Origin of the sequence: Francisella sp. SYW-9, assembly GCF_008711465.1 — a bacterium.
Lineage (GTDB): Bacteria > Pseudomonadota > Gammaproteobacteria > Francisellales > Francisellaceae > Francisella.
The window spans coordinates 44,321-69,608 of record NZ_VXKQ01000017.1; the positions used below are offsets into that span (position 1 = coordinate 44,321).

The window sequence follows — 25,288 nt, forward strand, 5'->3', positions numbered from 1 at the left end:
GATAGATCAATGACCTGTGACTACAGAATCATTAGATTATAATTATTTAAACTGCTAGCTCTCAAATCTATTGGCGTTTTTATAAAATATGTTACCCTACTATAAATGATCTTTTTATCTCTGAAATGGGTACTCAATGCAAGGTGGTAATTTTAAGAAATTCATTATAGTGCTTTTTGCATTTTTATGTTTTTCTACGCCATTAGAAGCGATCACAAAACAAGAGGCTATGCAGAAATATTTAGAGTATAAAAAGCTCGCTGAAAAATATAAAAAGTTAGCAGAGCAACCAGATGATACTGCTAAAAAAGAGCAAGATAAAACTACTCCTGCAACAAAAGATAATGTAGAAGAAAAAGTAGAGCCTAAAAAAGCCACTCAAACTAATCTAAAAGATAACGCTGAAAAGAAAGAAGAAGTACCTTCTAAATCTAAGCAAGAAATTTTAAAAGATACTAAAAAAGAGGATAAGAAAGATACTAGCCCTTGGAAAGGTACATCTATAGGTTTTGGTGGAAGTATTGTTACAGGTAATAGTGCTACTACAAACCTAAATGTTGGAATAAATATTAACTATAATCCATCAGAGCAGTGGCAAAATAATTTACTCTTTAATTACTTATATAGTCATGATGATACTGTTTCTGATAAATCAGGAATTCGAGTAAATAGGGCACAGCTAAGTGCAAAAAGTTCATGGGATTATGATAAGAGAAATGGGGTATATGGTAACTTAAATGTACTACGTGATGAGTTAGACGTATTTAATTATGTCTTTATGGAATCTGCAGGTTATAAGAGAATTTTGTATAAAAATGATAATATGTCATTAAATGTAACAGCAGGACCCAGCTTAACACAAAGCCAACTTAACAGCACTGGTCAATTTACTAATGGTTTTGGTGCGCAATCAGGGGTGCAATATGTATGGAACTTTACAAAAGATTCAAACTTTAAAGAAGATTTTATAGTTAACTATGCTTATCAAAATAATAATACTGTCAATCCTAATGTATTTATCTATCAGAGTAATACTATATTATCCGCTAAATTATATAAAAATTTGAGTCTCCAGCTTCAGTTTCAACTAAATGGTACTAATGTAAGCTTACCAGGTAAGCTACCGATAACAACAATTACAACAACTGCATTAGCATACGAAATATAGCTATAAATGTAAGTATATTAAATGTTACGTAACTCTTTGCTTTGATTATTAGAAACTATTGGGTTAAATACATAAAACAAACATATCTTTACGACTACTAGACTAAAATATAAAAAACTAGCAATATAAAATGCTGTTTGTAGATTAGATAACTGAAATATTATTCCCCCAGCAAAAATCCCTGTAAGGCTACCAAACTTAGAAAGAGAGTTACAATATCCTATAATATAGCCAAAACTATTATCCTTAACTCTACAAGCGAGGCTAAACAAGCAAGGTAAGGTACCGGCGAATGCTACGCCTAGTATAAGTCTGGCTATTATTATCTCATAGATGTTATGGGTTGTAGTATGTACGAAGATAGCTATTACAGCGAGAGTAAATATAACTATAAAATAACCACTAGCAAAATAGTATTTTTGATTATTTTTCTTTAGTAATTTATCAAAAAAATGCCCTAATGGTGCAGAGATAAATAGTAAGCTAAAAGCAGGTGCTGAATATATTGCTCCTATAATCATAGGATTTCCACTAAAGTAGTCTTTAGCATAGGTAGCAAAGAAAGATAGCGGTAGAAACTTTGCAGTTTGGAATAAAAAAATACTCAGAAATATTACACTAAAGTAAAGGTATCCTAGCTTATTATTTTGCTTTTGAAGCTGTGTATCTTCTTTATGCTTAGCTTTAGGGAAGTAAGTAGGAGTAATTTTTTTGAGCTTAAATAAGAGTAATAAAAATGTAAAACTAGTCATTAAAGAGCTAATCAAAAAAACATTATTATAATTAAAAATGCTTGCTAAAAAGCCTCCTAATAATGGTCCTAGGGCGATACCTACAGCTGTTGAGGATTGCAACCAAGCTAGCACTCTACTACGATACTCTTTTGATACGATAATTACAGCATAGCTTTGTGAGGCTAGTAAATACCCTGCAATAGCCCCTTGAATAAATCTAAGAGTTGTAAATACGAGTATATTATCAGTAGCATATATCAATATTTGAATAACTGCTAAAGCCGCTGCAGCTCTGAGGATCATAGTCTTATAGCCAAACTTATCGGCATATTTACCCCAAATTGGAGAGAATATTATTGCTGAAACCAAAGGTAGGGTATATGCAAGAATACTCCATGTACCAGCATGTAATAATCCGTAGTTGCTAAGAGAACGCAAATAAATAGGTAGAAATGGGTTACACATTTCCATTGCTACAATAACTATAAGTTGGCAGCAGTATAGTAGGACTATTTGAGACTTTATTGTACGGTCCATATCAGCTATAAATTAAAAGATTCTAAGTTTTATAATATTCATCGATATTATAGTAAAAGCTTAGCTGTAAAACTTGTAAATATTTTTTTCTAAGTAGAGTTTTTACAAAAGAGATATGTCACTCGACAAATTGATCATAGTGTTTAAGTTAAGGTTAATAATCGCCAATGCTATAGAGTGTGATAAGAGGTTTTTAAAATATATCTTAGTTATACGCACCAGCAGAGTAGTGTAATTCATAACTATGGCTATAGATTTCTAAGATATTTCCAAATGGGTCTTCCATATAGATCATTCTATATGGTTTTTCACCAGGATAATAAAATCTAGGTTTAGCCATTCTACGTTTACCACCAGCATCAACTATTTTTTGAGCTAATCCTTCAACATCAGGATCTTGGACACAGAAGTGGAAAATACCTGTTTTCCAGTATTCAAAGTTATTTTCTGGATTTTCTTGATTTTTGAACTCAAATAACTCAACTCCAATACGATCACCAGTAGATAAATGAGCTATTCTAAATGATCCCCAGCCTGCGCCAAAAACATCAGTACACATTTCTCCAATAGCACTATCATCTTCAACGATTTCAGTTGGTTTCATAATCGTATACCAGCCTAAAACTTCAGTATAAAATTTAACAGCTGCTTCAAGATCTGGTACAGATATTCCAATGTGTGAGAAATTTCTTGGGTATGTGTTTTGCATTGTTTCTTCCTTTTTATTAGATTCTTTAATTTATGTGATGATTATATTTCTTATATGTTATAATGTAAAATTATTAAAAATGATTGTTTTAATTACAAAAAATGATTAATGGTAAGTTTCTCAATACTTTCTTAAATTTAGTTGAGGTTGGTCACTATACAAAAACTGCGAAACTTCTAAATATGACTCAATCAGGAGTTAGCCAACATATAAACAAACTCGAGCAAAGTATCGGCAAAACAATCATAAATAATACTGGTAAAAAATTTGAGTTAACTCAAGCAGGGCATCTACTTTATAAATATGCTGTAGATATAAGAGATAGAGAACAAGAGTTAGTATTAGAAATAGGCCATGACTACCCTTATGAAGGAGAGTGTAAATTTGGCTGCTCAGGAAGTATTTTAATACAGATATATAAGCCTTTTCTTGAGTATCAATCTAAACATCAAGATCTTAGAATATCTTTGGAGTCAGCCCCTAATAAAAAGATATTTGAGATGCTCAATTCTAATGAAATTGATATTGGTATAGTGACAAATAAACAAGACTCAGAACAGTTTACAGAATTAAAGGTGGGTGCCCAAGAACTTGTAGTAGTGATCTCAAAAAGACAACAACAGAAATCTTTAGAAGACATTATAAATACAGGATTTATTAATCATCCAGATGGGCTATATTACCTTAAGAAAATATTTAAAAATAACAACAGATCTCATAGCAGTTTAAAAGGTGTTAGAGAAACTGGTTATGTTAATCAGCTCAGTCAAATTTTATTACCGGTGTCTCTAGGTCTAGGCTTTACGATATTGCCTAGATTTACAGTAGAGAACTTAGAATATTCTGATAAGTTGAAAATTCTAGATTTAGAAGTTCCGACATATGAGAGCATATATGTTTTATATAAAAAATATAAAGATCTACCTATTAGATACACTTGGTTTTTAGATCATTTGAAGAGTTTTTTGAAAGAATAATGAGTTATTCTAAACTTACTTTAGAATTTCAATAAAAACTAAGAAAACAGAAATTATTTAATATACTTATCAAACCAAGCTGTTTGTTTAGTAAGTATTTGCTGTAATGGTTCGCCTTCATAGCATTCATAGTGGCTAACACCTTCTAGAACCATAAGCTCTTTAGGATCATTAGCTTTTTCATATAGGATATGAGACTCTTCTACAGGGTTTACAGAATCTGTATCTGAAGCAACTATTAATACAGGTATCTTTAAGTCACCTATATAGTTTTCAGGCTTGTGTGAGATAGTTTCATTAACTGTAAGGAATGGAATCTTAATATCAAAAGCATCATACTCTTTACTATATCTTTCATAAAATCCGATTGACTGCTCATCGGTTAGAACTTTGTGTAAAGGAACCATCATCTCTTTACCTGTTTTTTCCTTCTTAGCTAACATTTTATCGATCATACCAAAGAACTTTTCTTTCTCTTCAGCAGACATCTCTCCTGTGATTACTCTTTCACCATTAGCAAAAGTTAGTTGCACAGATAGACATTTAACTAGATCATTTTGAGCTGCTGCAGTGATAGCATTTGCGCCACCATATGAAGTTCCCCATAGTCCGATCTTACTAGAGTCAACGAAGTCTAAGCTAGTAACATAGTCTATCGCTGAGTTTATATCTTCTATTTGTAATTTTGGTACCAATCTACCTCTTTCACCTTCACTTTCACCAAACCCTCTATAGTCAAAGTTAAGAACTACATATCCTGCTTTAGCAAAAGCTTCAGCATATGCCGGAAGTAGCACTTCTTTAAAACCAGCAAAACCATGGCAAAGAACTATTGCTGGGTATTTGCTATTTCCGCTAAAGTTTTCAGGCTTGTATAGTAAAGCCGCAATATTTGAATCGTGAGATTTAAAACTTACTTTTTCCATATTCTTATCTATAAATTTGAGTTTTTGTATTTGATTTATTCTATCAGAAATTAAAAAGATGTATTTAGATTAGTAAATATTATTTTAATTTATTTTGAAAAATTTAGATGTTTTAAGTATATCTATAGGGGTTTTGCTAATAGCTGGATGTTCCTCGTAGAGGATAGTTATTTTTAGGGTCTCTAATCCACTCTAACCCAGAAACTAATGCCTCCAGCTCAGGACGAACAAAGGGGTTGTTTGAAATATCAACAACATGTAAAAGATTTTTCTCATTAACAACAAATAATCCTGGCTCTGCAAAGTTATGATCTGTTTCTTGGGCTGATCTTGGTTCAGAAATATATAATCCTAAGCTTTCCATTTGCACTTGTGTTAATCCATAATAAATAGGAAAACCAATATCTAGATTTTTTAGATGATCTTCTAACTGCTCTCTACTATCAGCAGATACAGCAACTAGATCAACTTTATTCTCTAACAGTCTTTTTCTATAGGTCTCTATTTGATTGAGATATTTTGTACAAAGAGGACAGTGATGACCACGGTAAACAATGATAACTTGCCATTCTGTATTAACTGCCGGCTTACCTAGTATTACTCTACTATTGTTTAGATTTTTTACTATTATATTAGGAAATTTCGTCCCAGCATGTAGCTTTGTCGTATACATCTTGAGCTCTCAAAAGATATAGTTGTTATAATTACGAGTATAAAAAAAATCGAATAAAAAAGGTAGAATAAATATTTTTAAAAAGTTGAAACTTTATGACTATTTACTTTATTAGTTGTTTAGTTATATACTTTAGTAAAATAGGATATATAGCTCGAATGCCTTTTTCACAGCCCTCGAGTAATAGTAGTATAAATAATGCTACAAATATTCCTAAAGCTCTTTCTGTTCCATCAAAGAAATTAAAAGCCTCAAAACTTGTTGGAAAGCAAACCATCATAAAAGCCCTATTTGCCTGCTCATAGCCATAACCATAGGATGGATGCTGAAGTGTAAAGTACAAAAAGATGGTTGAAAAAACAACAAATAGAGGAAATATCAAAATAGCAAAAAAGCTAGATATTACAATGCATGATATACCACATACAACACCCAATAAACATCCCCAAAACCTTCTATGAAATGTTGCTACAGTTTTATTTATCTCAACTCCTGAGATAGCTATGATTGTTATGATCATGTTTATTGAACCACCAGGGATATTTATAGACATCCAAAATATTACAGATAGGTTCATGGCAAAAAACATTCTCACAGCACTTAATAGTGCGTGTTTGTTTGATAGTGGCACAGCTGGCGTAAAATCCTTTCCTTTATTTATTGGTAATAAAGCGATAAAGGCTAAAGCACAGAAGATACCAACAACATTGCTTAGAGTTCTGTATTCAGCTAAGTGAAAAGCCATTGTCGGATCAGCTATACAAGATGCTCCTATAAAAGAAATGTGAAGACCTATAAAAAGTAGAAAATATGTTTCTTGAGTATATATCCTTGATAAGTATAAGAAGAAAGACCCAACTATAAAAATAATAGCTATACCAACAAAAGATAAATTTATAAGAGCTACACTTAAACATAACCCTATAGTAGATCCTATAATTGTTGCAAATAACCTTCTCCATGCCTTATAAATGGTAATAGTTGTCCCATTCGACCATATTACAATAGCTGCTGTAGCTGCCCAAAAAGGGTAATCGAAATCTAGAGCGTCATTAACGATAACAGCAATAGCACCACAAATAGATACAACAGTAGCGATAAATAAAACCTCTTGAGAATCTTTTTTTTGAATATTGAAAACTTTAGAACCATACATGAGCATCTGCTCCTAATCTGAAAGGTTTTGTATCTCTAGATAAAACCTCAATAAGAACAGGGAATCTGTAATCTAGTCTGACCCATTCAATATTTCTTTTTATATTATAAAGAGCTGAGAAGTTGTTATATTGAGGCTTGTTGATTCCCTTTTCAATGCTAACTATTTTTCCTTTATATTTTTTAAATCCTGTTAGACTAGTTGTAATATCGACTATTTTACCAGTAGATAAGTATTTAAGGTTACTTTCTTTAACATTTGCGATTATAAACCATTTATCTGTATTTATTATAGAGAAGAGAGTTTTACCTTGAGTAATAAAATCTCCCTTTTGTAGAATAAAGTTAGACACATATCCATTTGTTTCTGCTTTGATCGAGCATCTACTTAGTAAATATTTTTTCTGATCTATTTTTGCATTAAGTATTTTTCTATTAGATTTTAGATCATTTTTTTCTACTTTAAGATTGTTAACTGATTGATCTGCTTTAACATAAAGAGACTCACTAAGAATTAGGTTTTTTGCTGCTAAATCTTCTCGTATTTTAGATACTGCACGCTTTTCGATTAAAAACTTATAGCGTTCAAAGTCCTTTTTTTGGACGGCTAAATTCTCTAAAGCTAAGTCTCTTTGTTTCTTTGCTAACGTTATTTTAGTAACAATATCTTTAAGCTGTACTGATATCTTTTCTTTTTGAGAATTTAATATTTTTAACTTTTTATCTATGTATCTACAGTCAAGCTTAAATAAAGTTTGTCCTTTTTTTACATAAGATCCCTTTTTTACATATATTTTTCTTATTTGTCCACTCTCAACACTACTTACTCTTGTGAAATTTGCATATAAGTATGCATCTCTTTCAAATTTTGCGTCCAAAAATAGAAAGGCACAGATAAGAAAAATAATTATAAATATCATTATTATGGTAACCATTACTTTAGATATTTTCATAACTTACTCACCTTTTATAATCTGACAAAATGCTTGATATATATTTTTACACTAAAATTATCTCTTAAAAAGATATAAAATAATGATTATGAATTTCCAAAATGGAAATAATATGGATAAGCTTGAATGTATGAGAAGTTTTATACTAGTTGCTAAAAATCGTAGTTTTACAGCTGCAGCTAGGAAACAAGGGATAGGGCTTGCAAAGGTTAGTAAACAAATTAATTTTCTTGAAGGATGGCTTTCATCTTCGTTATTTTTACGCACAACTAGAAAAGTTGAACTTACATCTAAGGGTGAAGTTTTCTTAGATTATGCACAAAAGACTATAAACCTAATAGAAGATGCTCAGAATGATATAGAAAGTCAAGGAGGACAACCAAAGGGAGAAATAACAGTTTCAATAACCGCAGGTCTTAATATTGCATTCTTTACCAAACATTTTGCTAACTTTTTATCTAAATATAGCCAGATAAAATTAAATATACAGAGCATTCTTTCGCCAATTAATGTTTTGGAAGGAACATCTGATATTTCGGTAAGTACTATAAATATTTCTGACTCAAGATTAGTTCAATATGTTTTTGGTTCATTTAAACGGAAACTATATGCATCTCCTAAGTATTTAGAAAAGCATGGTATTCCCTCAACATTATCACAGTTATCTAATCATAATGCTTTAGTGAATATCGTAACTCACCCTAAAGGAGTTTGGCAATTTAGTAAGTCAAACATAAATTTAAACTATAACTATTTCTCAAGCTCGATGGATGAACTAAAAAATGCTGCTATTCATGATCTTGGTATTATATGGACAATGGATACTTTAGTTAAAAAAGAGGTTGAAAATGGTCAGCTTATTGAGATTCAGATAGATGGTACTCAGGCAACTGCTAAACTATATTGTTATTTTCTTCAAACGTCAAAAGAGGATAAGAAACGCATGCTTGCTGAGTACTTATTAGAAAATGTTACAATATCTTAAAGGAGCTTTTTAGAAACTAGTTTACTTATCACAACTATTTTTCATTTTTATTCTCCATAGGTATCATAACCTCATTAGTACGCAAGAATGGTATTGTCCAAGGTGGATTATAGCCGGCAGCTTCTGGTTGCCCTATAGCTTGATAATTATTAGATTTTATCCATGTTCTAAGTTTATCAGTATTAGAATCTATCGAATCTTTATCTAGGAACCCACTAAATGTAACGACAGCCATTTTTGTTTCAGGTTTTTCAACAAGTTTCACTCTGTTATTAGTTGGTTTTGGTGCGTTTTCTAGAGTATATTTAGCAGGTAATACAAAAGCTATAGTCCATATCTTATCATCGCCTTTTATTATAACAGGTGCAGTCATTTCTATATTTTGTGATGTTTGTTCTATTTTAACAGGTGCAGTCATTTGAATATCTTTTTTAGATATATTTGCACCAGTTATATACTTAAATAGATAACCAAAACCTCTATTTACAGCTGACTTATAATCTGGGTCTTCCACTGTTACTTGAGCCTCTGTAAGAGGGGCATAAACTCTAATTGAGAAGTTATCATCTTTTTTAATACTTGTGTATTTGGCTTGAGGAGTATCATTTATACCTAAAACACTACAAGAAGATAAGGCTAGAGCTGAGATTACCGAAAGAAATTTTTTTAACATATCCAGTACTCCTAGTTTTGTTGTAAAAGATATTTATACTATTAATTATAAATCACAATATAATATAACACTGTTAAAATTTTGTAAGGTTTGTTTTTTAGTAATTATAAATACCACTCAAAATATAAATAAGGGATCAAAAATGGAAAAAATAATTAAAGCACTGATATTATTTTCTATGCTATTAGGAGTTTGTTATGCTGGAGTTAATAAGCCACTTAATCTTTTGGTACAAAGAGCAGAACTAATGAAAGGTGTTGGGATATGTAAATCAAAGATTAAAGGTTCTATTTATGATGCTAACCAAGAGATACGCGTGCTACAAAATGCTGCAAAATTAGCAAAGCAAAATAAGCTAGAAAAGAATTCATTCTTAATCTTTATTCAGTTACAGATGGATTTATCTAAACAAATAGAAGATTACTATTTGAATAATGCTACACAGCAGCAACTTGAGCAACAAGTCTCAGATTGTTTGACTAACTATCGCGATAAGATTAAGAAAGTTGATGCACAGCTATATCCAGCGATAAGCAAAAACATCAAGTCAATCCATAATGATAAGAAACTAGCATCACAGCTGAGAAAACTTGTTAGGAAGCAAAATATTAAAGGAATTCCTCAAGATCCTGACTATTTAGATTTAATAGCTAACAGTTTACAAACTATCAAAAAAACTAAGTAATTCTTGTACTATCTTTAATATTTCAATAACTACAAAATACTAACTTTAAAATATAGTTTACTATCGGCAAAAATTGAACTAATATATAGTTTCAACATCGATTAATCTTTTGAGAAACTCAATGAAAATAATGTTCTCAGCAGATGGTATCTCTAAATCAGACTTAGAGAAGACAGCATCTGTTTCAAAGCATGTTGACTGTGTCAAAATAGGTCATATTTTATGTTCGACACTATCATTTAAAGAAATTCATGAGCTAGTAGGAGATAAAGACATCTTCTTAGATTTTAAATTTCATGATATTCCAAATACAGTTAAGACTTCAATAGAAAATTATTCAAAAGCTATTCCAAACTTTAAGTACTTTACTTTTCACGGTACTGCAAGTGATGAAATGGTCAAAGCAGCTCTTAATGCTGATACACAGGCTATTCCATTAGCAGTAATTACACTAAGTAGTGATGCTAACTTTGATAAAGCAGATAGCCTAGCCAAATTTGAAAGATGTGTGAGTTTAGGTGTGGAAAACTTTATATGTCATCCACATTTAGTTGCTGATGTTAGAGCTAAGTTTGGGGGTGAAATCAAGTTATATGTGCCAGGTGTAAGGCTTGAGAGTGATTTAAGTGATGATCATTTTAATGCTTTGACACCTAAAAAAGCTAAAGAGCTTGGAGTTGATTATATTATAGTTGGTAGACCTCTTCTACGTGCTGAAAGTATAGTTGAGAAGCTAAAGGAGTTTAGTTTATAAAACTTTTAATCTACTATCTTTTTAACATGTTCAACAGAGTCTATTTTTGCTAAGGATAAACGGATAATACTATTTTCTATAGCTTCTAAGCTATGCATAGTGTTTGGCTCTAGATAGACTAAATCACCAATTTTTAGATTATGTTTTTTCTCACTTATATAAAAGTTAAGATCCCCTTTTACTAACATAATAGTTATTGGATGTGGCGCAGCATGTTCTTTCATTGTTATATCTTTTGGTATGCTTACTTGCATCTCCTTAGTTAGAGGCGTTTCTATTAGTTTTTTGATAATAACTTTGTCTTGGCTAAAGTCAGCACCTTCAACAAAATTTACAAATTCGGCCATATATATCTCCTTGGTAAATTTTATTATGTATTTTAAATGCATAATACAAATGTATTAGAAATTATACTCTAAGTCAAGGTAGTTATTTTATAGATACTATGCAAAAAGCTTAGAAGATGTTAGAATTTCCAAAATGTTTTTGAGCTTTATTCTATGCAAAATCATAATCTAAAAAAAATCATAATATCGCCGCCTTTTGGCAAATATCTTAAGTTTAAAGAAACTTCTAATGTCTATGGATCTTTTACAGTAAGTAGACGTTGGGGACTTATTAAACAAGCAATTAAAACTATTCGCAGGGTAGAGAAAAATGCTTGGCGTAATAAGATTGGTTTACGTAATCCAGGATTAGCAAATGCAAATCCACCGAAGAGAGCTCAGGATATAATATCATTAGCAGCACTAGAGATAGCAGATTGGCATAGTTTTGCAGAAACTTTAAAGTTACCAAAATTTGCCAATCATAAAAATATTGAGATAAATATAGGTTGTCCAAATGCTAGTATTGTTGATTTTCCAGCTGAGTTAGCATCTCTATTTGAAGATAGAAATATCAGTATCAAAATGCCACCAACTGTAGATCATAATGCTAAGATTAGAGAGTACCTTGCGGTAGGTATTACAACTTTTCATTTATGTAATACTATACCTACAGATAAAGGAGGTATCTCAGGTTATCCGTTACATGAATATAGTTTGCCAGCTATCAAAAAAGCTAGAGAAGAGTTTGGTGATAGCATCACTATAATTGGTGGTGGAGGTGTCTACACTATTGAAGATGCTAAGAAATATATAGATGCAGGAGCGGATCATTTATCGCTAAGTTCTATAATGTTTAATCCTATTAAAGGTAAAAAGTTAGTTAAAGAGATTGTTAAGAATTTTGGTTAGATATACTTTTTTCATTGTATAAGAGATATTTAAGAAAGTTAGACTGATTATAATATAATCTTATAAGTCTTAACAGAGCAAATTATTAAGCCAATTGTTATATAGTGACAGATCACTGATCTGTCAGTTATTTAGTATAGTTATAGATAGACAGCACATTGTGCTGTCCTACGATAAATCATTATCTAATCTCTATCAATATTCAAAGTTAAGAAATGCGCAGAGCAAGAAATACAAGGGTCATAGTTACGAATAACCATCTCAGCATATAGTCTTATATCATCCTCTGGTTTATCTAAACCAAAGTTTTCTAGAGCCATGCGTAAGTCAGCTTCTATACAAGGTAAGTTTTGTGATGTAGGTGCTGAGATTCTGATTTTCTCAGCTAAGCCTTGATCATTAACCTTGATATGATCTATCTGGATACCACGAGGAGCTTCTACAGCACCCCAAGCATCAGCAGCTTTGACAGTATAGTCAACACATGGAGTATCTGTATATGAGTAGTTCTCACAAACGTCCAATGCTCTTTCAATAGCCCAATATCCTTCAATAGCTCTAGCAACTACTGAATGGAACATATTCCTACTTGGCCATTTAACACCAGTAGCATTAGCCATCTGTTGAATATGCTTAGGAAGTTTGTCGAAGTTTAGGTTGATTCTAGAAAGAGGGCCTAAAAGTATAGGCTGACCATCAACAGTGGTAGAGTGTAAAGCTGTAGATTGTACAGCATGAAACTCTCTAAAATGATCATCATACTCACTGATATGGAATTTTTCGCCATCACTAGTGATAACATTATCACCAAATACAGGATATTCAGTAGGGTGAGATAAACTTACCATCTTAAATGGAATAGTTGTGTCTGGGAATAATAGTGTCGATACCCACTGGATAACATCTTTAGCTTCATTTAAAGCATCTTTCAGCTTAGGAATCAAAGCATGGACTTCTTTAACTAAAGGAGCTTTGTAGAATCCGCCTACTTTCATACCATTAGGATGAACAGATCTACCACCTAAAAGCTTAAGAATATCATTACCTAAATGCTGTAACTTAACACCGCGTACAACTTCTTTAGGATAGTCTTTTGCCATCTCAATAGCTGATCTATAACCTAAGAAATCAGGAGCAGCTAATAAATGTACATGTAGATAGTGTGACTCGATCCATTCACCTAAAAACATCAGTAGGCGCATATCATCTATCCACTGAGTCCTAGTAATATCAAATGCAGTTTCATAAGCTCTTGAGAAGCCTGCTTGATATGCCAGAGGGCAAATACCACAAATACGTGCTACAGCATCTATAATTGCATTTGGTTCTCTACCTTCGAGGAATTTCTCAAAGTAACGTGGAGGCTCATAGATTCTTAGATCACATTTATCTATTTTGCCATCTTTAATTCTTAAATCTAAAGCACCTTCACCTTCAACACGGGCTAAAATAGGTACTTCTATAACTGTTTCTCTACTCATAACTATACTCCAGCCTTTTTAAATACATCATCTTGGCTACTGATAAATCTATATTTATCATGAATCTGTTTATCTGATAAGCCTAACTCTTTTAGTTTACGTGTCATTGCCCCTAGGTTGGCATATTTAGATGCTCCAAAGCAACCATAGCAACCACGTCCAAGTTTTGGACATATTGCACCACAACCATCTGCGATTACAGGTCCTAAGCATGGCTCACCTTTAGCTACCATTACACAAGTAACACCAGCATGCTTACAAGTTGTACAGACTGGATCAACAACTTTCTCAGGTTCTACACCAAAGAGTAGCTGACGAATAGCTTTAAGTATTTGCTCAGTAGTTATCGGACAACCAGAGATTTCAAAATCAACATTTACATATTCTTTGATAGCTTTAGCAGTTGGAAGATCTTCATCGATGATTACTTGAGTCTCTTGCGGGTAAACAGCTTTTTGCCATTCTAAAAGCTCAGCATCATTTGTGAAGTTTCTTAGAGCTTGGATACCTCCAGCTACAGCACAAGCACCCATAGATATTACATACTTTGCTTTTTCTCTGATTTTTTCTAAACGATGAATATCATGATGAGTGTTTACACTACCTTCGATAAATGCGATATCAACTTCAGCAAACTCATCAAGGGGGCCTGCTTCTGCAAAGTGGACAATATCAACCATCTCAGCAAGGGTAAGAAGTGATACAGCATCGTTTATTAAAGCAAGCTGACAACCATCGCATGAACTAAATTTATGCACGGCTATTTTAGGGCGAGGAGCTAAATTTTTTAATTTATCTTGAGCGGACATAATTATACTCCTTTTATTTCTAGTAGTTTCTTAACAGCTGGATAAGCATATACAGCACCATCTTTACAGACAAACTCTTTGCCCATTTGGCAATGACCACAATGCCCGATAGCACATTTCATGCTACGCTCTAAGCTGACAAAAATTTGCTCTTCTGGTACACCAACTTTAGCAAACTCTTTAGCGACATTTTTCATCATAATCTCAGGGCCAACACTCATTACATAGGTATTCGCATAATCAATGTTTAAATCTGGAATTGCTGCAGTTACAAAACCGTCATACCACTTCCATGGACCATGAGGCTCACCAGCGGTAGCAGCTAGAAGTACTTGTGTATTTGGTTGGTTATTCCAGTTGGTATATTTATCTTGGTAAATAAGTCCAGAAGTATCACGAATACCTTGTACGACATATACTTTGCCATAGTTATTTCTATCTTTCATAATCTCTTCTGTAGCTGCAACTAGAGGAGCATTTCCAAGACCACCAGTCATGATTACAACATCTTTGCCCTTAGCTTGTTCTATTGGCCAAGAGCTACCAAAAGGCCCTCTGACACCGATAGTCTCACCAGTTTTTAGCTTATTCATACCTTTAGTTATACGTCCAACTACTTGGATAGTATGCTCAAAGATATCATCAGCAAAATTTCTATCATTAACAATAGATATAGCTACTTCACCAACACCATACAGATACAGCATATTAAACTGACCTGGATGAAACTTATAATTTTTGCGTAACTCTTCATCTACAAAGCGTAAACGCAGGGTAAAAATATCATGATCATCTTGGATAAACTCAATTATCTTAGCTTCATGAGGTAAATAAGCATCTTGTGGGTATATCATAATTATTTCTCCTCACAAATAGCGTTAATTTCTTCTGTAACATCAATTTTTACAGGGCACCATGTAACGCAACGACCGCAGCCTACACAGCCTTTAGTTTTAAACTGTTCTCTCCAAGTACCAAACTTGTGAGTTAGCCATTGGCGATATCTGTGTTTTGGCTCTTCACGGTATAGTTCACCATGAGTGTAGCTATGATCTAAACCAAAGCATGAATCCCATTCACGTGTATGCTCACTTTCTTTACCATCTAAGCTTGGTTGCTCTTTTTCTGTGTGGCAGAAGCAAGTAGGGCATGATTGCGTACAGCTACCACAAGATAGACACCTCTCTGCAACATCTTCCCACTGTGGATGATCATATGAGCTAGTTAGAGCTTTTTCTACTTGAGCTATTGGTGGTAGAGTTTTCTCTTGCATACTATACACAGCTTTTACTTTTTGCTTAGCTTGGTATGTTTGAGCACCTGTTGCAGGCTCTAATTGTAGAGCTAATATTGTTTGTCTGCCTTTATCGCTACCTGTCTCGATAACAAAACCGTTCTCAATCTCTGTCATAGCTAAATCAAAACCTTTATCAGCCTCAGGCTTATCACCTAGTGCGATACAAAAACAGTTACTATGTGCTGTAGTACAATTAGCTGCTACGATAAACATAGCTTCCCTTCTAGCTTTATAGCGTACATCTTGATAGGCATTTTCAACAAATACTCTATCTTGAATTTCAATAGCTCTTAGATCACAAGGTCTGACACCTAGTACAGCATATTTTTTATTATTTAAGCTTTGATTGAATGTTAGCTTACCATTCTCATCACGTGAAACTTTCCAGAGTGTTTCTTTCTCTTCAAAAAGCATTGGCTTAACAGATTGAACAGGTACACTCCAACCAAAAGCTTTTTTTGCATCTGTTTTGATGACTTCATATTTTGCAGGCTCTTGTATATCTACATAACCCCATGGAAGCTCACTTGCATTATTTATATTGTCATAAACAATAGATTTATCTCTAACTGCTGGTGCCATAACTTCATAGCCTTGCCCTGAGAAGTAAGAAATCATCCTATCTAGATCATCATGTTTTAAAAAATAAAACTGACTCATACCATTCTCCTTAACATATTCTTGGTAATTGCTCACCACTTAACCAGTCCACGCGTCTTTTACCACCAAATGTGGTTTTCATAAATACATGTGGCTGTTCACTTTTTCTTACGGTTGCTATCACTTGGGCATTTTCTCCTAATGGATGACCCCTTAAGCAGTCTAAAACCTTTTGAGTTTGACTAGGCTTACAAGCGATTAAAACTTTGCCTTCATTGGCGATATACAATGGATCTAAACCAAGTAGCTCACAAGCTGATTGAACTTCAGTTGATATAGGAAGTTTTGCCTCATCTATCTCGATAGCTACACTATGTTGGTTAGCCCATTCATTAAGTGTTGCGCCGACTCCTCCACGAGTAGGATCACGCATAGTTTTTACTCTACAGTTATTGTTATAAATTGATTCGACTAGGTCATCTAAGGATGTTGCATCACTCACTACTTGGCATTGGAAATCTAGTCCAGCACGTTGTGACATCACAGCGACACCATGATCACCTAGAGAGCCATTTATGATAATCTCATCGCCATCTTCAAGAGTATCTCTAGTAACAAAATCATCACGAATTACACCAACTCCAGTTGTATTGATAAAGATGCCATCACCTTTACCTTTCTCGACAACCTTAGTATCTCCTGTTACAATCTGGACATTAGCTTTTTTAGCAGCTTCTGCCATAGAGTCTAAGATTATTTTTAGATCTTTAAGAGGTAATCCTTCTTCTAATATAAGCCCTACAGAGATATAGAGTGGTTTAGCTCCTCCGACTACTAAATCATTGACTGTGCCGTGAATTGCAAGACTACCAATATTACCACCACTAAAAAAATACGGTGTAATAACATAGCTATCTGTAGTCATCGCAACCTTACCGTTTATCTGTGGTAGTACAGCTTGATCTTCTGCTTGAGCTAAATACTGGCTATTAAAACTTTTCTTTATCATCTGCTCTATTAAATGGTGCATAGCTTTACCACCAGCTCCCATAGCTAGATCAACAACACCATTTTTGATATTTAATTTCACAGCCATTTTAGTCTCCGTATTGGTAATGTGCTGCACAAGCACCTTCAGATGAAACCATACACGCTCCCATAGGTTGCTCAGGAGTACAAACCACACCAAATAACTTACAATCTTTGGGCTCTTTTAGTCCTCTTAGAATATCAGGACAAGCACATTGCTTATGCTCTAGGCCTTGCACCTCGGGTATTTGATAATACTTTTCAGCATCAAATTTTGAGTATGCATCTTTTATCTCTAAAGCACTATTTGGAATATATCTAAGTCCACGCCATTCAAAAGTATCCCTAATTGTTAGGTATTGAGATATTAAATCTTGAGCTAGTTGATTACCGTTTGGTACTACAGCCCTTGTATACTGGTTCTCTACACCAGTTTTACCAGCATTTATCATCTTAATAAGCATAAGTATAGATTGCAGCACATCTAAAGGTTCAAAACCTGCGACAACCATTGGTTTTTGATATTCTTTAGTCACCTTATCATAAGCATTACTACCGATAATCACACTGACATGAGATGGACCTAAAAAACCATCGATCTTAACATCTTCAGATAGAATAGCTTGCATAGCTACCGGCGTAAGTACATGGTTACAAAAGATTAAAAAATTGTCTAACTTTTTAGCTATTACAAGTTGTATAGCTACAGCAGTTGGGGGAGTAGTTGTCTCAAAACCAATAGCAAAAAATATAACCTTTTTATTAGGATTCTCTTCAGCTAATTTTAGAGCATCTTCTACTGAGTAAATCATACGTACATCAGCACCACGCGCCTTAGCTTTGATTAGACTATCTTGATGAGATCCTGGTACGCGTAACATATCTGCATAACTACAAAATATCACATCTTTTTGTGATGCTAAAAATATTGCTTGATCAACTCTTTTGATAGGTAGTACACAAACAGGGCAACCTGGCCCATGTATCATTTTGACATTTGCAGGTAATAGACTAGGAATCCCATAACGGTGTAAAGCATGTGTATGCCCACCGCAGAACTCCATCAGATTGTATTTTCTATTAGGGTCAACTTCTTTAGCGATTTGTTGTAAAAGACTTTTTGCAACTTTCGGGGCCCTAAATTCTTGTATGTAATCCATAACATCACCCCTTACTTATATTGTAACATTTCTTCAAAATCTTTGAGAGTCTGATGAGCCATTTCTTTGTCTAATTTGCTTAATGCAAAACCAACATGGATTATTACAAAATCACCAATCTCTACACTCTCAGCAAGTAGTGCTAGCGAGACTTCTTTTTTTACTCCACCAACATTTACTACTGCTTGATTATCTTGTTTAATTTCTACAATTTCTGCAGGTATTGCTAAACACATTTTACTTCACCTTTTTTAAATTTTTTGGCTCCAAGCCAAGCTTGTCCAAGACTTATACCACCATCATTTAGAGGTACTTTTTCTGAGATGTAAACATTAAAATATAACTTTTTAAGTTGAGTATAAACCTCGGTTAGTAGTAGCTTATTTTGAAAACATCCACCACTTAGTATTATTGTTTTTATGTTTTTTTGTTGGGCTGATTTACTAGCCCATTCAACTAAAGCATAAGCTAGAGTGCCGTGCCATAAATTACTAGCTATATATTTATCATTAGCTTTAATAATTTTTTTGAATAGTTTTTCTAAAACTAACCTATTCTCATCGGATATTTCAAATAGATTTTCTTCAATGATTATTTGGTTAGTTAATGACTCTAATTCAATTGCACCCTGGGCTTCATAGCTATTTATATGGCAGATGTTAAGTAGGCTAGAAACAGCGTCAAATAGTCTGCCTATACTCGTAGTTTTTCCTTTTGCTAAAGAGTCATTTTGTAAAAGTTTGATAAGACTTTCAGCCTGTGGAAATTCTTTGAGATGATTTGGTATATCAAGATCGTATTTATGACATACTGCCAAAGCCATACGCCAAGGCTCTTTAGCAACTTTGTCTCCACCTATATATTCGATAGGATCTAGCTCACCAATGCGATTAAACTCTAAATTATCAATATCACAATTATAAAGCTCACCGCCTCGAGCTAAACCATCTTCACCTAAACCAAAACCATCTAGTACGAGACCTATAGCTTGACCTTGCAAATTGTGCTCAGCAATTACAGCTCCAAGATGGGCTTGATGATGTTGAATCTGATAAATTGGTAGATTAAACTTTTGCGCAAAATGCGTAGTATAAATATCAGGATGTAAATCACAAGCAATACCATAAAATTTAAGTCCAAACATCTTTTGGAAATGCTCTAAAGACTGCTCAAAAAACTCTATATTAGCTTGGCTATCCATATCACCAATATGTTGCGATACAAAAGCTTGATTATCTTTGATGAAGCAAAAAGTATTCTTTAAGAATGCTCCTGTAGCTAATATATTTGGTAAGTTCTCAGATAGCTGTATTGATTGTGGTACAAGACCTCGAGATCTTCTAATTGGTAGATTTTTATTTATCATAGTATGAAAGACACTATCATCACTTTTTATTGTAATATCACGGTTATCTGTGACTATTAGATCAGCAATATCTTTAAGTTTTTCATAAGCTTCATTATTATCAGCGATAATGCTCTCACCAGATATATTTGCACTTGTAACTATCAAAGCCAAATCATAAGCTTCATCTAGCCAGCTAGAGCCAGTAGGTTGGTTTAGCAGATGGTAAAAAAGGATATAATCAGTCCCTGTTGTAGGTAGCATAAAACCAAGCTGATTTATATTAGGTGCAATGGCTTTACTAATAATACTAGTAGAATGTCTTTTAAGTAAAGCGATAGGTCTAATAGTCGTGTTTAGTAAGTCACTTTGTTGTTTGCTAACTTCTGCGAAATGCTCTTGTATACTTCGAGTATTTAGAGCCATTAGAGCAAATGGTTTATTAGGGCGATGCTTTCTTTTACGGAGTTTTTCGACTGCTTGAGTATTTGTAGCATCTACAACTAGTTTAAAGCCATTTTGACTTTTTATAGCGATGATTTTACCAGTTTTGATAGCTTGTGATATTTCTGCAAAAGAGTGTGATAATTCTGGCCCACATCTAGAGCATGCAACGGTTTGAGCATGGTAGTGTCTATCTAGTGGATTTGTATAGCTATCATGACAGCTATCACAGAGTGGAAAATCTTTATAAGTAGTTTTATCTCTATCATAAGGTAGACTTTGTATCGTGCTAAAGCGAGGACCACAATGAGTACAGCTAGTATATGGATATAGATAGTAGCGGCTTTGTGGGTTAAAGATATCATCTAAACATAAGTCACAAATAGCTGTATCAGCAGGGATCTTGGTCGTAGAGCTACCTTGTAGAGTTTCTAAGATTTTAAAATCTGTAAATTTAGTTTCAGTTTGGTAAATTGTCTTTTCAATAGTTTCTATACTAGCTAGAGGAGGCAATTTTGCCTTCATATTAGCTATAAAGCTATCTGCAACAGATTCACCACATTGTAGAATGATTTCAACACCATTAAGAGTATTTTGCACCGAGCCACATAAATCCATATCTTTTGCAAGGCAATAGATAAAAGGGCGGAATCCAACCCCCTGAACTATACCATTGACGAGAATTTTTGTTATGACATGTTGCATTTTTTCCATTTCTTATAAATATTTATCACTTGTATATTAATCTTAGCTATTTAGTTCTATTGTCTAACTTAAACTATTTAAAAATATAGGAATATATGTTCCATATGCAGAGATTAAAGTACCTAATACTGTGAATAAAATACCTTTAACTTCTGTTCGTAATTCTTTTTTTAGACGAATTCTTGCTTTCTTTATATTTTTTTCTTTTAATCTAATTGATTCTTCTTGGCTTAATGGAGGTCCTGTTACGCCAGTACTTGAAGAAACTATCTGTTCTTGATTAATAAATTTTTCAATAGTAGTAAACTTAATCATTGAGAATAGGCCAAAAATAGTCATTATAGAACCTGATGCAGAGAATAAACTCATATCGTTTAACTTTTGACCATAAAAAAAGCTCGCAATACAATATATAATAATAAATATTATGGAAACCCAAGAATTCAAAGCATTTAAAAGGAATCTATAGATTTTATTCATTTCACCCCCAGTTACTACTATATCAATTTAAAGAATTATAGACCTTTATAATTCTCAATATACTCTAAGACAATCTCATGATGATCTTTTGTTTTAAACTTATCAAACACATGATTGATCTTGCCGTCTTTGTCGATAAAGAAGCTAATTCTATGGATACCATCATATACTTTGCCCATAAACTTCTTCTCGCCCCAAACACCAAACTCTTCAGCAATTTTGTGATTTTCATCACTTAGTAGTTGTACTGTTAGGCTATCTCTTTCTTCAAATTTCTTGAGGCGTTTTGGAGCATCTGGACTAATACCAAGAACTACAGTATCAAGCTTAGCTAGTTTATCACTAATGCTACTTAGACCGATAGACTGAGTAGTGCACCCCGGAGTCATCGCTTTTGGGTAGAAGTAGACTAAGACATTCTTTTTACCTTTAAAGTCGCTTAGCGAGACTTCTTCATTATTTTGGTTTTCTAATTTAAAGTTTGGGGCTAGTTGTCCTTGTTTTAGTATTTTCATTGGTTTTCCCTATTTGATAATTGATTTATTTGAAATATTAGGAGTGGAATATCATCATTGATGTGTTTTGGAGGTTTAGGATCAACAAAGATTGATAAGCATGCTATATTATCTCTTTCCCACTCAACCTTATGTGATGTTAGCATGACTTTACTAATATGTATTTTTTTACCAGTTTGTTCATGAATTATATCTAACTTGCCACATCTATATTGTTTTGATTTATCTTTTATATTGTATATTGGTCTATCCAAAATTAAGTATGCAACAGTCTCTATAAAGTTAACACTTATTAGATTATCTTTATCTGGTAATTCATTAATATTAAAAGTTTTTCTTAAAAAGAGATTAATATCTTCTCTAAGTGTTTCTAGACCAATTGCTTTAGAGATATTTGCTAAAATTAATTCTTTATTACCCCAATTAGAGTTGAGAGTATCTGCAATAGTGTTAAATACCCAACTTGTATGACCGTAATTATATTTTGTCAACTCTTTGTGTAAAATTAAGTTACAGTAAAAACTTATAAGTTTCCAATCTTTTTTATTATCTTGATATTCTAAAAGAGTTCTTAGCATTGTCATAAAAGCCATAACATCTCTGATAGAAAGTTTATAATTTACTTTGGTTAAAAGATATAAAAAAGATGTAATCTCATTTTTTATACAAACTTCATTCATTATTTTCTATTTCCGACATCATTTATAATGTTATTTCAGCTTCTTCAACCAATCCAGCCAGCTATCAAAACCAGCACCAGTTTTTACAGATAGCTCAAATATTTTTACATCTGAACGAATCTTTTTAATATTAGTGATACATTTTTGGATATCAAAATCTACATAAGGCGATAGATCAACCTTATTGATAACAACTACATCTGCATAGTAAAACATATCCGGATACTTAAGAGGCTTGTCAGCTCCCTCAGTAGTTGAGATAACTGCAACACGATGCTTTTCACCAAGATCAAACATCGCTGGACATATCAAATTACCGACATTCTCAATCATTACAAAACCATCTTTAATATCACCAAGATGTTCAAAAGCATGACCAACCATGTGAGCATCTAGATGGCAAGCTTTACCAGTATTTATCTGATAAGCTTTTGCACCTGCTTTACGGATTCTCTCAGCATCAAGATCTGTATGCTGATCGCCTTCAACAACTGCGATAGGGTGGCTATTACCAAGCTCTTTGATAGTTCTCTCAAGTAGAGACGTCTTACCAGAACCAGGGCTTGAGACAAAGTTCAGCGCAATATTATTATCTTTAGCTAATACATCTCTATTTTGTTGAGCATATTGATCATTCGCATCTAAGATTGCTTTCTCTAGCTTTACAGCATCGCCTTCATGGCCATGATGATGGTGGTGATGATTACTATCTGTTCCACATCCACAAGTTGTACACATATCTGACTCCTTAATTAAAAACTATAGATTCTACAAGCATATCTTTACCTTTGATAATATCTTTCTCAAAGCTGCCACAATTTGGGCACTGCTCATATAGCTTAGTTAATTCAAACTCATGTTCACAAGCTTTGCACTTTGCTATAGCTTGTTCATGTATTATTTCTAGCTTTGCTTGCTCTAAGACACTATCTTTTGCTGCTACAGGAAACCAAAACTCAAAAGACTCAACATCAACGCCAGCTAGAGTACCTATTTTAACTATGACTTTAGCTATCTGTTTTGAGCTATCTTTAGGTGTTTTCTCAGCAATACTGATAACACTTTGACAGAGTGAGAATTCATGCATTCTTAGACCGAACAAAATAAATACCTTATAAATATATTATAACATATACATAAATTAGATATCTAAATTTAATGCGGGAACCCTTATTCTATAAGGCTTTTAATGATAATAATTACCATTTAGAAAAATAACAATGTAATTAATTTTCTATCTATATATAATAAATGATATACATAAGAAAACATTAGTTAGGATGATACATCAACTAACTTTTAAAGATAAAGTAAAAACAGTTTCTATAATAAATTTAGGAGCAGTTTTAGAGTGGTTTGAGTTTTGTCTATATGGTTATTTGACAACCTACTTAACTCTACTTTTCTTTCCGAAAGAAGATCAAGTTGTCGCAATGATAACAGTCTTTGGGATCTTTGCCGCTAGCTATATTATGCGACCATTAGGTGGTTTTGTACTCGGTTCTATCGGAGATAGGTTTGGTAGGCGCTATGCTATCAGACTAAGTATGATTTTAATGTGTATTCCAATGTTATTGATGACTGTTATGCCGACATATCAATCAGCTGGAATATGGGCTATTTTGATTTTGCTATTTGCTAGGATGTTGCAAGGTTTTTCAGTAGGTGGTGAATATACAGGTATTCTTGTGGCTCTAGCAGAGAGCGCTTCTGAGAAATATCGTGGTCTGACAACAGCGCTAGCAGGGCTTGCATCGCAAATAGGTGTGATACTGAGTGCGACAACTGTAGGGATTTTATCAAGTTTATTAACCAAACAGCAGATGCTAGCTTATGGTTGGCGAGTAGCTTTCTTTATAGGTTTGATCTTGGCTATTTCTTCAACAATTATCCAAAAGAAAGCTAAAGAATCGCCATTTTTTAAAGAGATGAAAGAGAACAATAAGCTAAGCAAAAGCCCTCTTAAAGATGCTATAAAAGGTCCTAAAATGCCATTAGTTTGGACTTTTGTTTTAACAGGGTATGTTGGTATAGCATATTATATGATGGCGACATTCTTACCTAATATTCTTATCTCAGATAGAGGCTTTGATGTCAATAAAATCATGTTTATAACTGTTGCAGTATCATGCTTTTATGCTGCGATGTCACCACTATTTGGTTGGTTATCTGATATCTATGGTAGAAAACCACTTCTTTATATACCAATACTATTGTTGGCAGTATTTGGCTATCCAATGTTTATCTTTTTTAATAAAGGTGGCTTAGAAAGTATATTGATTGCTGAGGTTATACTAGCGATTATAATATCTGCAATGACAGCATCATTCCAAATAACAGTTGCTGAGCTTTTCCCAACCAATCATAGATATAGTGGTATGTCAGCGGCCTATAATACAGGTAATGCACTATTTGCAGGGTCAACGCCGATGATATGTGTTTGGTTATCAGGAGTATTTAACTCAAGCTATGCGCCGAGTTTTTATCTAATAATATCTTCTATTATCACACTTCTACTTATCTATAAGATGCCTGAAACAAGACATTCTCAAGAGTTTAAATTTATATAAAGTATT

27 protein-coding genes and 1 pseudogene are annotated in these 25,288 nt (G+C 33.2%); 7 read left to right on the top strand and 21 right to left on the bottom strand.

Features of this window, described 5'->3' with window-relative positions; genetic code table 11:
- The first annotated feature begins 136 nt into the window (after window positions 1–136).
- The gene (locus F3D62_RS08330) at window positions 137–1,168 is read left to right on the top strand and encodes a YdiY family protein (protein ID WP_150467791.1); all 1,032 of its coding nucleotides are present in this window, start codon (window positions 137–139) and stop codon (window positions 1,166–1,168) included.
- Window positions 1,169–1,185: 17 nt separating this feature from the next.
- Here F3D62_RS08330 and fslB read toward each other — a convergent pair whose 3' ends face one another.
- The gene (gene fslB / locus F3D62_RS08335; protein ID WP_150467792.1) at window positions 1,186–2,439 is read right to left on the bottom strand and encodes a rhizoferrin export MFS transporter FslB; all 1,254 of its coding nucleotides are present in this window, start codon (window positions 2,437–2,439) and stop codon (window positions 1,186–1,188) included.
- Window positions 2,440–2,644: 205 nt separating this feature from the next.
- Window positions 2,645–3,148, bottom strand: coding sequence for a lactoylglutathione lyase family protein (locus tag F3D62_RS08340; protein ID WP_150467793.1), 504 nt, complete (start codon window positions 3,146–3,148; stop codon window positions 2,645–2,647).
- A 101-nt stretch (window positions 3,149–3,249) separates the two neighbouring features.
- On the opposite strand from F3D62_RS08340, the gene F3D62_RS08345 reads away from it, so the two are divergent.
- Window positions 3,250–4,125 carry a LysR family transcriptional regulator gene (locus tag F3D62_RS08345; RefSeq protein WP_150467794.1) on the top strand — a complete coding sequence of 292 codons (876 nt, stop codon included), beginning with the start codon at window positions 3,250–3,252 and terminating at the stop codon, window positions 4,123–4,125.
- Between the two features lie 53 nt (window positions 4,126–4,178).
- Here F3D62_RS08345 and uilS read toward each other — a convergent pair whose 3' ends face one another.
- From uilS to F3D62_RS08365, 4 genes are all read right to left on the bottom strand, one after another.
- Window positions 4,179–5,051: a UilS family quorum-quenching N-acyl-homoserine lactonase gene (uilS, locus tag F3D62_RS08350; RefSeq protein WP_150467795.1), complete on the bottom strand. Its 873-nt coding sequence runs from the start codon at window positions 5,049–5,051 to the stop codon at window positions 4,179–4,181.
- A 136-nt stretch (window positions 5,052–5,187) separates the two neighbouring features.
- Entirely contained in the window at window positions 5,188–5,724 is a 537-nt protein-coding gene (locus tag F3D62_RS08355; protein WP_150467796.1) for a redoxin domain-containing protein, read from the bottom strand.
- A gap of 103 nt (window positions 5,725–5,827) precedes the next feature.
- Complete coding sequence (locus F3D62_RS08360) at window positions 5,828–6,880, bottom strand: FUSC family protein (RefSeq protein ID WP_150467797.1); 1,053 nt, start codon at window positions 6,878–6,880, stop codon at window positions 5,828–5,830.
- Window positions 6,867–7,832: an HlyD family secretion protein gene (locus tag F3D62_RS08365; RefSeq protein ID WP_150467798.1), complete on the bottom strand. Its 966-nt coding sequence runs from the start codon at window positions 7,830–7,832 to the stop codon at window positions 6,867–6,869. The genes F3D62_RS08360 and F3D62_RS08365 overlap by 14 nt, the downstream gene beginning before the upstream one ends.
- A 112-nt stretch (window positions 7,833–7,944) precedes the next feature.
- Here F3D62_RS08365 and F3D62_RS08370 point away from each other — a divergent pair, with 112 nt between their 5' ends.
- Complete coding sequence (locus F3D62_RS08370; protein WP_150467799.1) at window positions 7,945–8,817, top strand: LysR family transcriptional regulator; 873 nt, start codon at window positions 7,945–7,947, stop codon at window positions 8,815–8,817.
- Between the two features lie 34 nt (window positions 8,818–8,851).
- Here the strand turns inward: F3D62_RS08370 and F3D62_RS08375 are convergent, their stop codons facing one another.
- Complete coding sequence (locus F3D62_RS08375; protein ID WP_150467800.1) at window positions 8,852–9,490, bottom strand: SOUL family heme-binding protein; 639 nt, start codon at window positions 9,488–9,490, stop codon at window positions 8,852–8,854.
- Between the two features lie 142 nt (window positions 9,491–9,632).
- On the opposite strand from F3D62_RS08375, the gene F3D62_RS08380 reads away from it, so the two are divergent.
- Both F3D62_RS08380 and pyrF read left to right on the top strand, forming a co-directional pair.
- Complete coding sequence (locus F3D62_RS08380) at window positions 9,633–10,175, top strand: chorismate mutase (protein ID WP_150467801.1); 543 nt, start codon at window positions 9,633–9,635, stop codon at window positions 10,173–10,175.
- 121 nt (window positions 10,176–10,296) lie between these two features.
- Window positions 10,297–10,929: an orotidine-5'-phosphate decarboxylase gene (gene pyrF / locus F3D62_RS08385; protein ID WP_191092572.1), complete on the top strand. Its 633-nt coding sequence runs from the start codon at window positions 10,297–10,299 to the stop codon at window positions 10,927–10,929.
- A gap of 5 nt (window positions 10,930–10,934) precedes the next feature.
- Here pyrF and F3D62_RS08390 read toward each other — a convergent pair whose 3' ends face one another.
- A complete protein-coding gene (locus F3D62_RS08390; protein WP_191092573.1) occupies window positions 10,935–11,276 on the bottom strand; it encodes an AraC family ligand binding domain-containing protein in 342 nt (113 codons plus the stop codon).
- 153 nt (window positions 11,277–11,429) lie between these two features.
- Between F3D62_RS08390 and F3D62_RS08395 the strand changes: the two are divergent.
- Window positions 11,430–12,214 (top strand): annotated as a pseudogene (locus F3D62_RS08395) (diguanylate cyclase).
- 138 nt (window positions 12,215–12,352) lie between these two features.
- Here the strand turns inward: F3D62_RS08395 and F3D62_RS08400 are convergent.
- The 13 genes from F3D62_RS08400 to hypA all read right to left on the bottom strand — a co-directional run bounded on the left by F3D62_RS08400 (window position 12,353) and on the right by hypA (window position 23,799).
- On the bottom strand, window positions 12,353–13,648 hold the full coding sequence (locus F3D62_RS08400; RefSeq protein WP_150467805.1) for a Ni/Fe hydrogenase subunit alpha: 1,296 nt from the start codon (window positions 13,646–13,648) through the stop codon (window positions 12,353–12,355).
- 2 nt (window positions 13,649–13,650) lie between these two features.
- The gene (locus F3D62_RS08405) at window positions 13,651–14,457 is read right to left on the bottom strand and encodes a sulfhydrogenase subunit delta (RefSeq protein ID WP_150467806.1); all 807 of its coding nucleotides are present in this window, start codon (window positions 14,455–14,457) and stop codon (window positions 13,651–13,653) included.
- 2 nt (window positions 14,458–14,459) lie between these two features.
- Window positions 14,460–15,311, bottom strand: coding sequence for an FAD/NAD(P)-binding protein (locus F3D62_RS08410; protein WP_150467807.1), 852 nt, complete (start codon window positions 15,309–15,311; stop codon window positions 14,460–14,462).
- Window positions 15,312–15,313: 2 nt separating this feature from the next.
- Window positions 15,314–16,414, bottom strand: coding sequence for a 4Fe-4S dicluster domain-containing protein (locus F3D62_RS08415; protein WP_150467808.1), 1,101 nt, complete (start codon window positions 16,412–16,414; stop codon window positions 15,314–15,316).
- Window positions 16,415–16,424: 10 nt separating this feature from the next.
- Complete coding sequence (gene hypE, locus F3D62_RS08420; RefSeq protein WP_150467809.1) at window positions 16,425–17,450, bottom strand: hydrogenase expression/formation protein HypE; 1,026 nt, start codon at window positions 17,448–17,450, stop codon at window positions 16,425–16,427.
- 1 nt (window position 17,451) lies between these two features.
- Complete coding sequence (gene hypD, locus F3D62_RS08425; RefSeq protein WP_150467810.1) at window positions 17,452–18,543, bottom strand: hydrogenase formation protein HypD; 1,092 nt, start codon at window positions 18,541–18,543, stop codon at window positions 17,452–17,454.
- Window positions 18,544–18,554: 11 nt separating this feature from the next.
- Entirely contained in the window at window positions 18,555–18,779 is a 225-nt protein-coding gene (locus F3D62_RS08430; RefSeq protein ID WP_150467811.1) for a HypC/HybG/HupF family hydrogenase formation chaperone, read from the bottom strand.
- Window positions 18,770–21,037: a carbamoyltransferase HypF gene (gene hypF, locus F3D62_RS08435; RefSeq protein ID WP_150467812.1), complete on the bottom strand. Its 2,268-nt coding sequence runs from the start codon at window positions 21,035–21,037 to the stop codon at window positions 18,770–18,772. The genes F3D62_RS08430 and hypF overlap by 10 nt, the downstream gene beginning before the upstream one ends.
- Before the next feature lie 63 nt (window positions 21,038–21,100).
- Window positions 21,101–21,406 (bottom strand): hypothetical protein, encoded by a 306-nt coding sequence (locus tag F3D62_RS08440; protein ID WP_150467813.1) that lies wholly within the window; start codon window positions 21,404–21,406, stop codon window positions 21,101–21,103.
- A gap of 146 nt (window positions 21,407–21,552) precedes the next feature.
- The gene (gene bcp, locus F3D62_RS08445) at window positions 21,553–22,032 is read right to left on the bottom strand and encodes a thioredoxin-dependent thiol peroxidase (RefSeq protein WP_150467814.1); all 480 of its coding nucleotides are present in this window, start codon (window positions 22,030–22,032) and stop codon (window positions 21,553–21,555) included.
- The gene (locus F3D62_RS08450) at window positions 22,029–22,712 is read right to left on the bottom strand and encodes a hypothetical protein (protein WP_150467815.1); all 684 of its coding nucleotides are present in this window, start codon (window positions 22,710–22,712) and stop codon (window positions 22,029–22,031) included. Before F3D62_RS08450 ends, bcp begins: the two co-directional genes overlap by 4 nt.
- A 30-nt stretch (window positions 22,713–22,742) precedes the next feature.
- On the bottom strand, window positions 22,743–23,450 hold the full coding sequence (gene hypB, locus F3D62_RS08455) for a hydrogenase nickel incorporation protein HypB (protein WP_150467816.1): 708 nt from the start codon (window positions 23,448–23,450) through the stop codon (window positions 22,743–22,745).
- A 10-nt stretch (window positions 23,451–23,460) separates the two neighbouring features.
- Window positions 23,461–23,799, bottom strand: coding sequence for a hydrogenase maturation nickel metallochaperone HypA (gene hypA, locus F3D62_RS08460; RefSeq protein ID WP_150467817.1), 339 nt, complete (start codon window positions 23,797–23,799; stop codon window positions 23,461–23,463).
- 193 nt (window positions 23,800–23,992) lie between these two features.
- On the opposite strand from hypA, the gene F3D62_RS08465 reads away from it, so the two are divergent.
- A complete protein-coding gene (locus F3D62_RS08465) occupies window positions 23,993–25,282 on the top strand; it encodes an MFS transporter (RefSeq protein WP_150467818.1) in 1,290 nt (429 codons plus the stop codon).
- Window positions 25,283–25,288 lie beyond the last annotated feature (6 nt).

Excerpts from the sequence above, each read along its gene's own strand:
- F3D62_RS08330 (WP_150467791.1), top strand. The coding sequence starts at position 137 with ATGCAAGGTGGTAATTTTAAGAAATTCATTATAGTGCTTTTTGCATTT.
- fslB (WP_150467792.1), bottom strand. The coding sequence starts at position 2,439 with ATGGACCGTACAATAAAGTCTCAAATAGTCCTACTATACTGCTGCCAA.
- F3D62_RS08340 (WP_150467793.1), bottom strand. The coding sequence starts at position 3,148 with ATGCAAAACACATACCCAAGAAATTTCTCACACATTGGAATATCTGTA.
- F3D62_RS08345 (WP_150467794.1), top strand. The coding sequence starts at position 3,250 with ATGATTAATGGTAAGTTTCTCAATACTTTCTTAAATTTAGTTGAGGTT.
- uilS (WP_150467795.1), bottom strand. The coding sequence starts at position 5,051 with ATGGAAAAAGTAAGTTTTAAATCTCACGATTCAAATATTGCGGCTTTA.
- F3D62_RS08355 (WP_150467796.1), bottom strand. The coding sequence starts at position 5,724 with ATGTATACGACAAAGCTACATGCTGGGACGAAATTTCCTAATATAATA.
- F3D62_RS08360 (WP_150467797.1), bottom strand. The coding sequence starts at position 6,880 with ATGTATGGTTCTAAAGTTTTCAATATTCAAAAAAAAGATTCTCAAGAG.
- F3D62_RS08365 (WP_150467798.1), bottom strand. The coding sequence starts at position 7,832 with ATGAAAATATCTAAAGTAATGGTTACCATAATAATGATATTTATAATT.
- F3D62_RS08370 (WP_150467799.1), top strand. The coding sequence starts at position 7,945 with ATGGATAAGCTTGAATGTATGAGAAGTTTTATACTAGTTGCTAAAAAT.
- F3D62_RS08375 (WP_150467800.1), bottom strand. The coding sequence starts at position 9,490 with ATGTTAAAAAAATTTCTTTCGGTAATCTCAGCTCTAGCCTTATCTTCT.
- F3D62_RS08380 (WP_150467801.1), top strand. The coding sequence starts at position 9,633 with ATGGAAAAAATAATTAAAGCACTGATATTATTTTCTATGCTATTAGGA.
- pyrF (WP_191092572.1), top strand. The coding sequence starts at position 10,297 with ATGAAAATAATGTTCTCAGCAGATGGTATCTCTAAATCAGACTTAGAG.
- F3D62_RS08390 (WP_191092573.1), bottom strand. The coding sequence starts at position 11,276 with ATGGCCGAATTTGTAAATTTTGTTGAAGGTGCTGACTTTAGCCAAGAC.
- F3D62_RS08400 (WP_150467805.1), bottom strand. The coding sequence starts at position 13,648 with ATGAGTAGAGAAACAGTTATAGAAGTACCTATTTTAGCCCGTGTTGAA.
- F3D62_RS08405 (WP_150467806.1), bottom strand. The coding sequence starts at position 14,457 with ATGTCCGCTCAAGATAAATTAAAAAATTTAGCTCCTCGCCCTAAAATA.
- F3D62_RS08410 (WP_150467807.1), bottom strand. The coding sequence starts at position 15,311 with ATGATATACCCACAAGATGCTTATTTACCTCATGAAGCTAAGATAATT.
- F3D62_RS08415 (WP_150467808.1), bottom strand. The coding sequence starts at position 16,414 with ATGAGTCAGTTTTATTTTTTAAAACATGATGATCTAGATAGGATGATT.
- hypE (WP_150467809.1), bottom strand. The coding sequence starts at position 17,450 with ATGGCTGTGAAATTAAATATCAAAAATGGTGTTGTTGATCTAGCTATG.
- hypD (WP_150467810.1), bottom strand. The coding sequence starts at position 18,543 with ATGGATTACATACAAGAATTTAGGGCCCCGAAAGTTGCAAAAAGTCTT.
- F3D62_RS08430 (WP_150467811.1), bottom strand. The coding sequence starts at position 18,779 with ATGTGTTTAGCAATACCTGCAGAAATTGTAGAAATTAAACAAGATAAT.
- hypF (WP_150467812.1), bottom strand. The coding sequence starts at position 21,037 with ATGCAACATGTCATAACAAAAATTCTCGTCAATGGTATAGTTCAGGGG.
- F3D62_RS08440 (WP_150467813.1), bottom strand. The coding sequence starts at position 21,406 with ATGAGTTTATTCTCTGCATCAGGTTCTATAATGACTATTTTTGGCCTA.
- bcp (WP_150467814.1), bottom strand. The coding sequence starts at position 22,032 with ATGAAAATACTAAAACAAGGACAACTAGCCCCAAACTTTAAATTAGAA.
- F3D62_RS08450 (WP_150467815.1), bottom strand. The coding sequence starts at position 22,712 with ATGAATGAAGTTTGTATAAAAAATGAGATTACATCTTTTTTATATCTT.
- hypB (WP_150467816.1), bottom strand. The coding sequence starts at position 23,450 with ATGTGTACAACTTGTGGATGTGGAACAGATAGTAATCATCACCACCAT.
- hypA (WP_150467817.1), bottom strand. The coding sequence starts at position 23,799 with ATGCATGAATTCTCACTCTGTCAAAGTGTTATCAGTATTGCTGAGAAA.
- F3D62_RS08465 (WP_150467818.1), top strand. The coding sequence starts at position 23,993 with ATGATACATCAACTAACTTTTAAAGATAAAGTAAAAACAGTTTCTATA.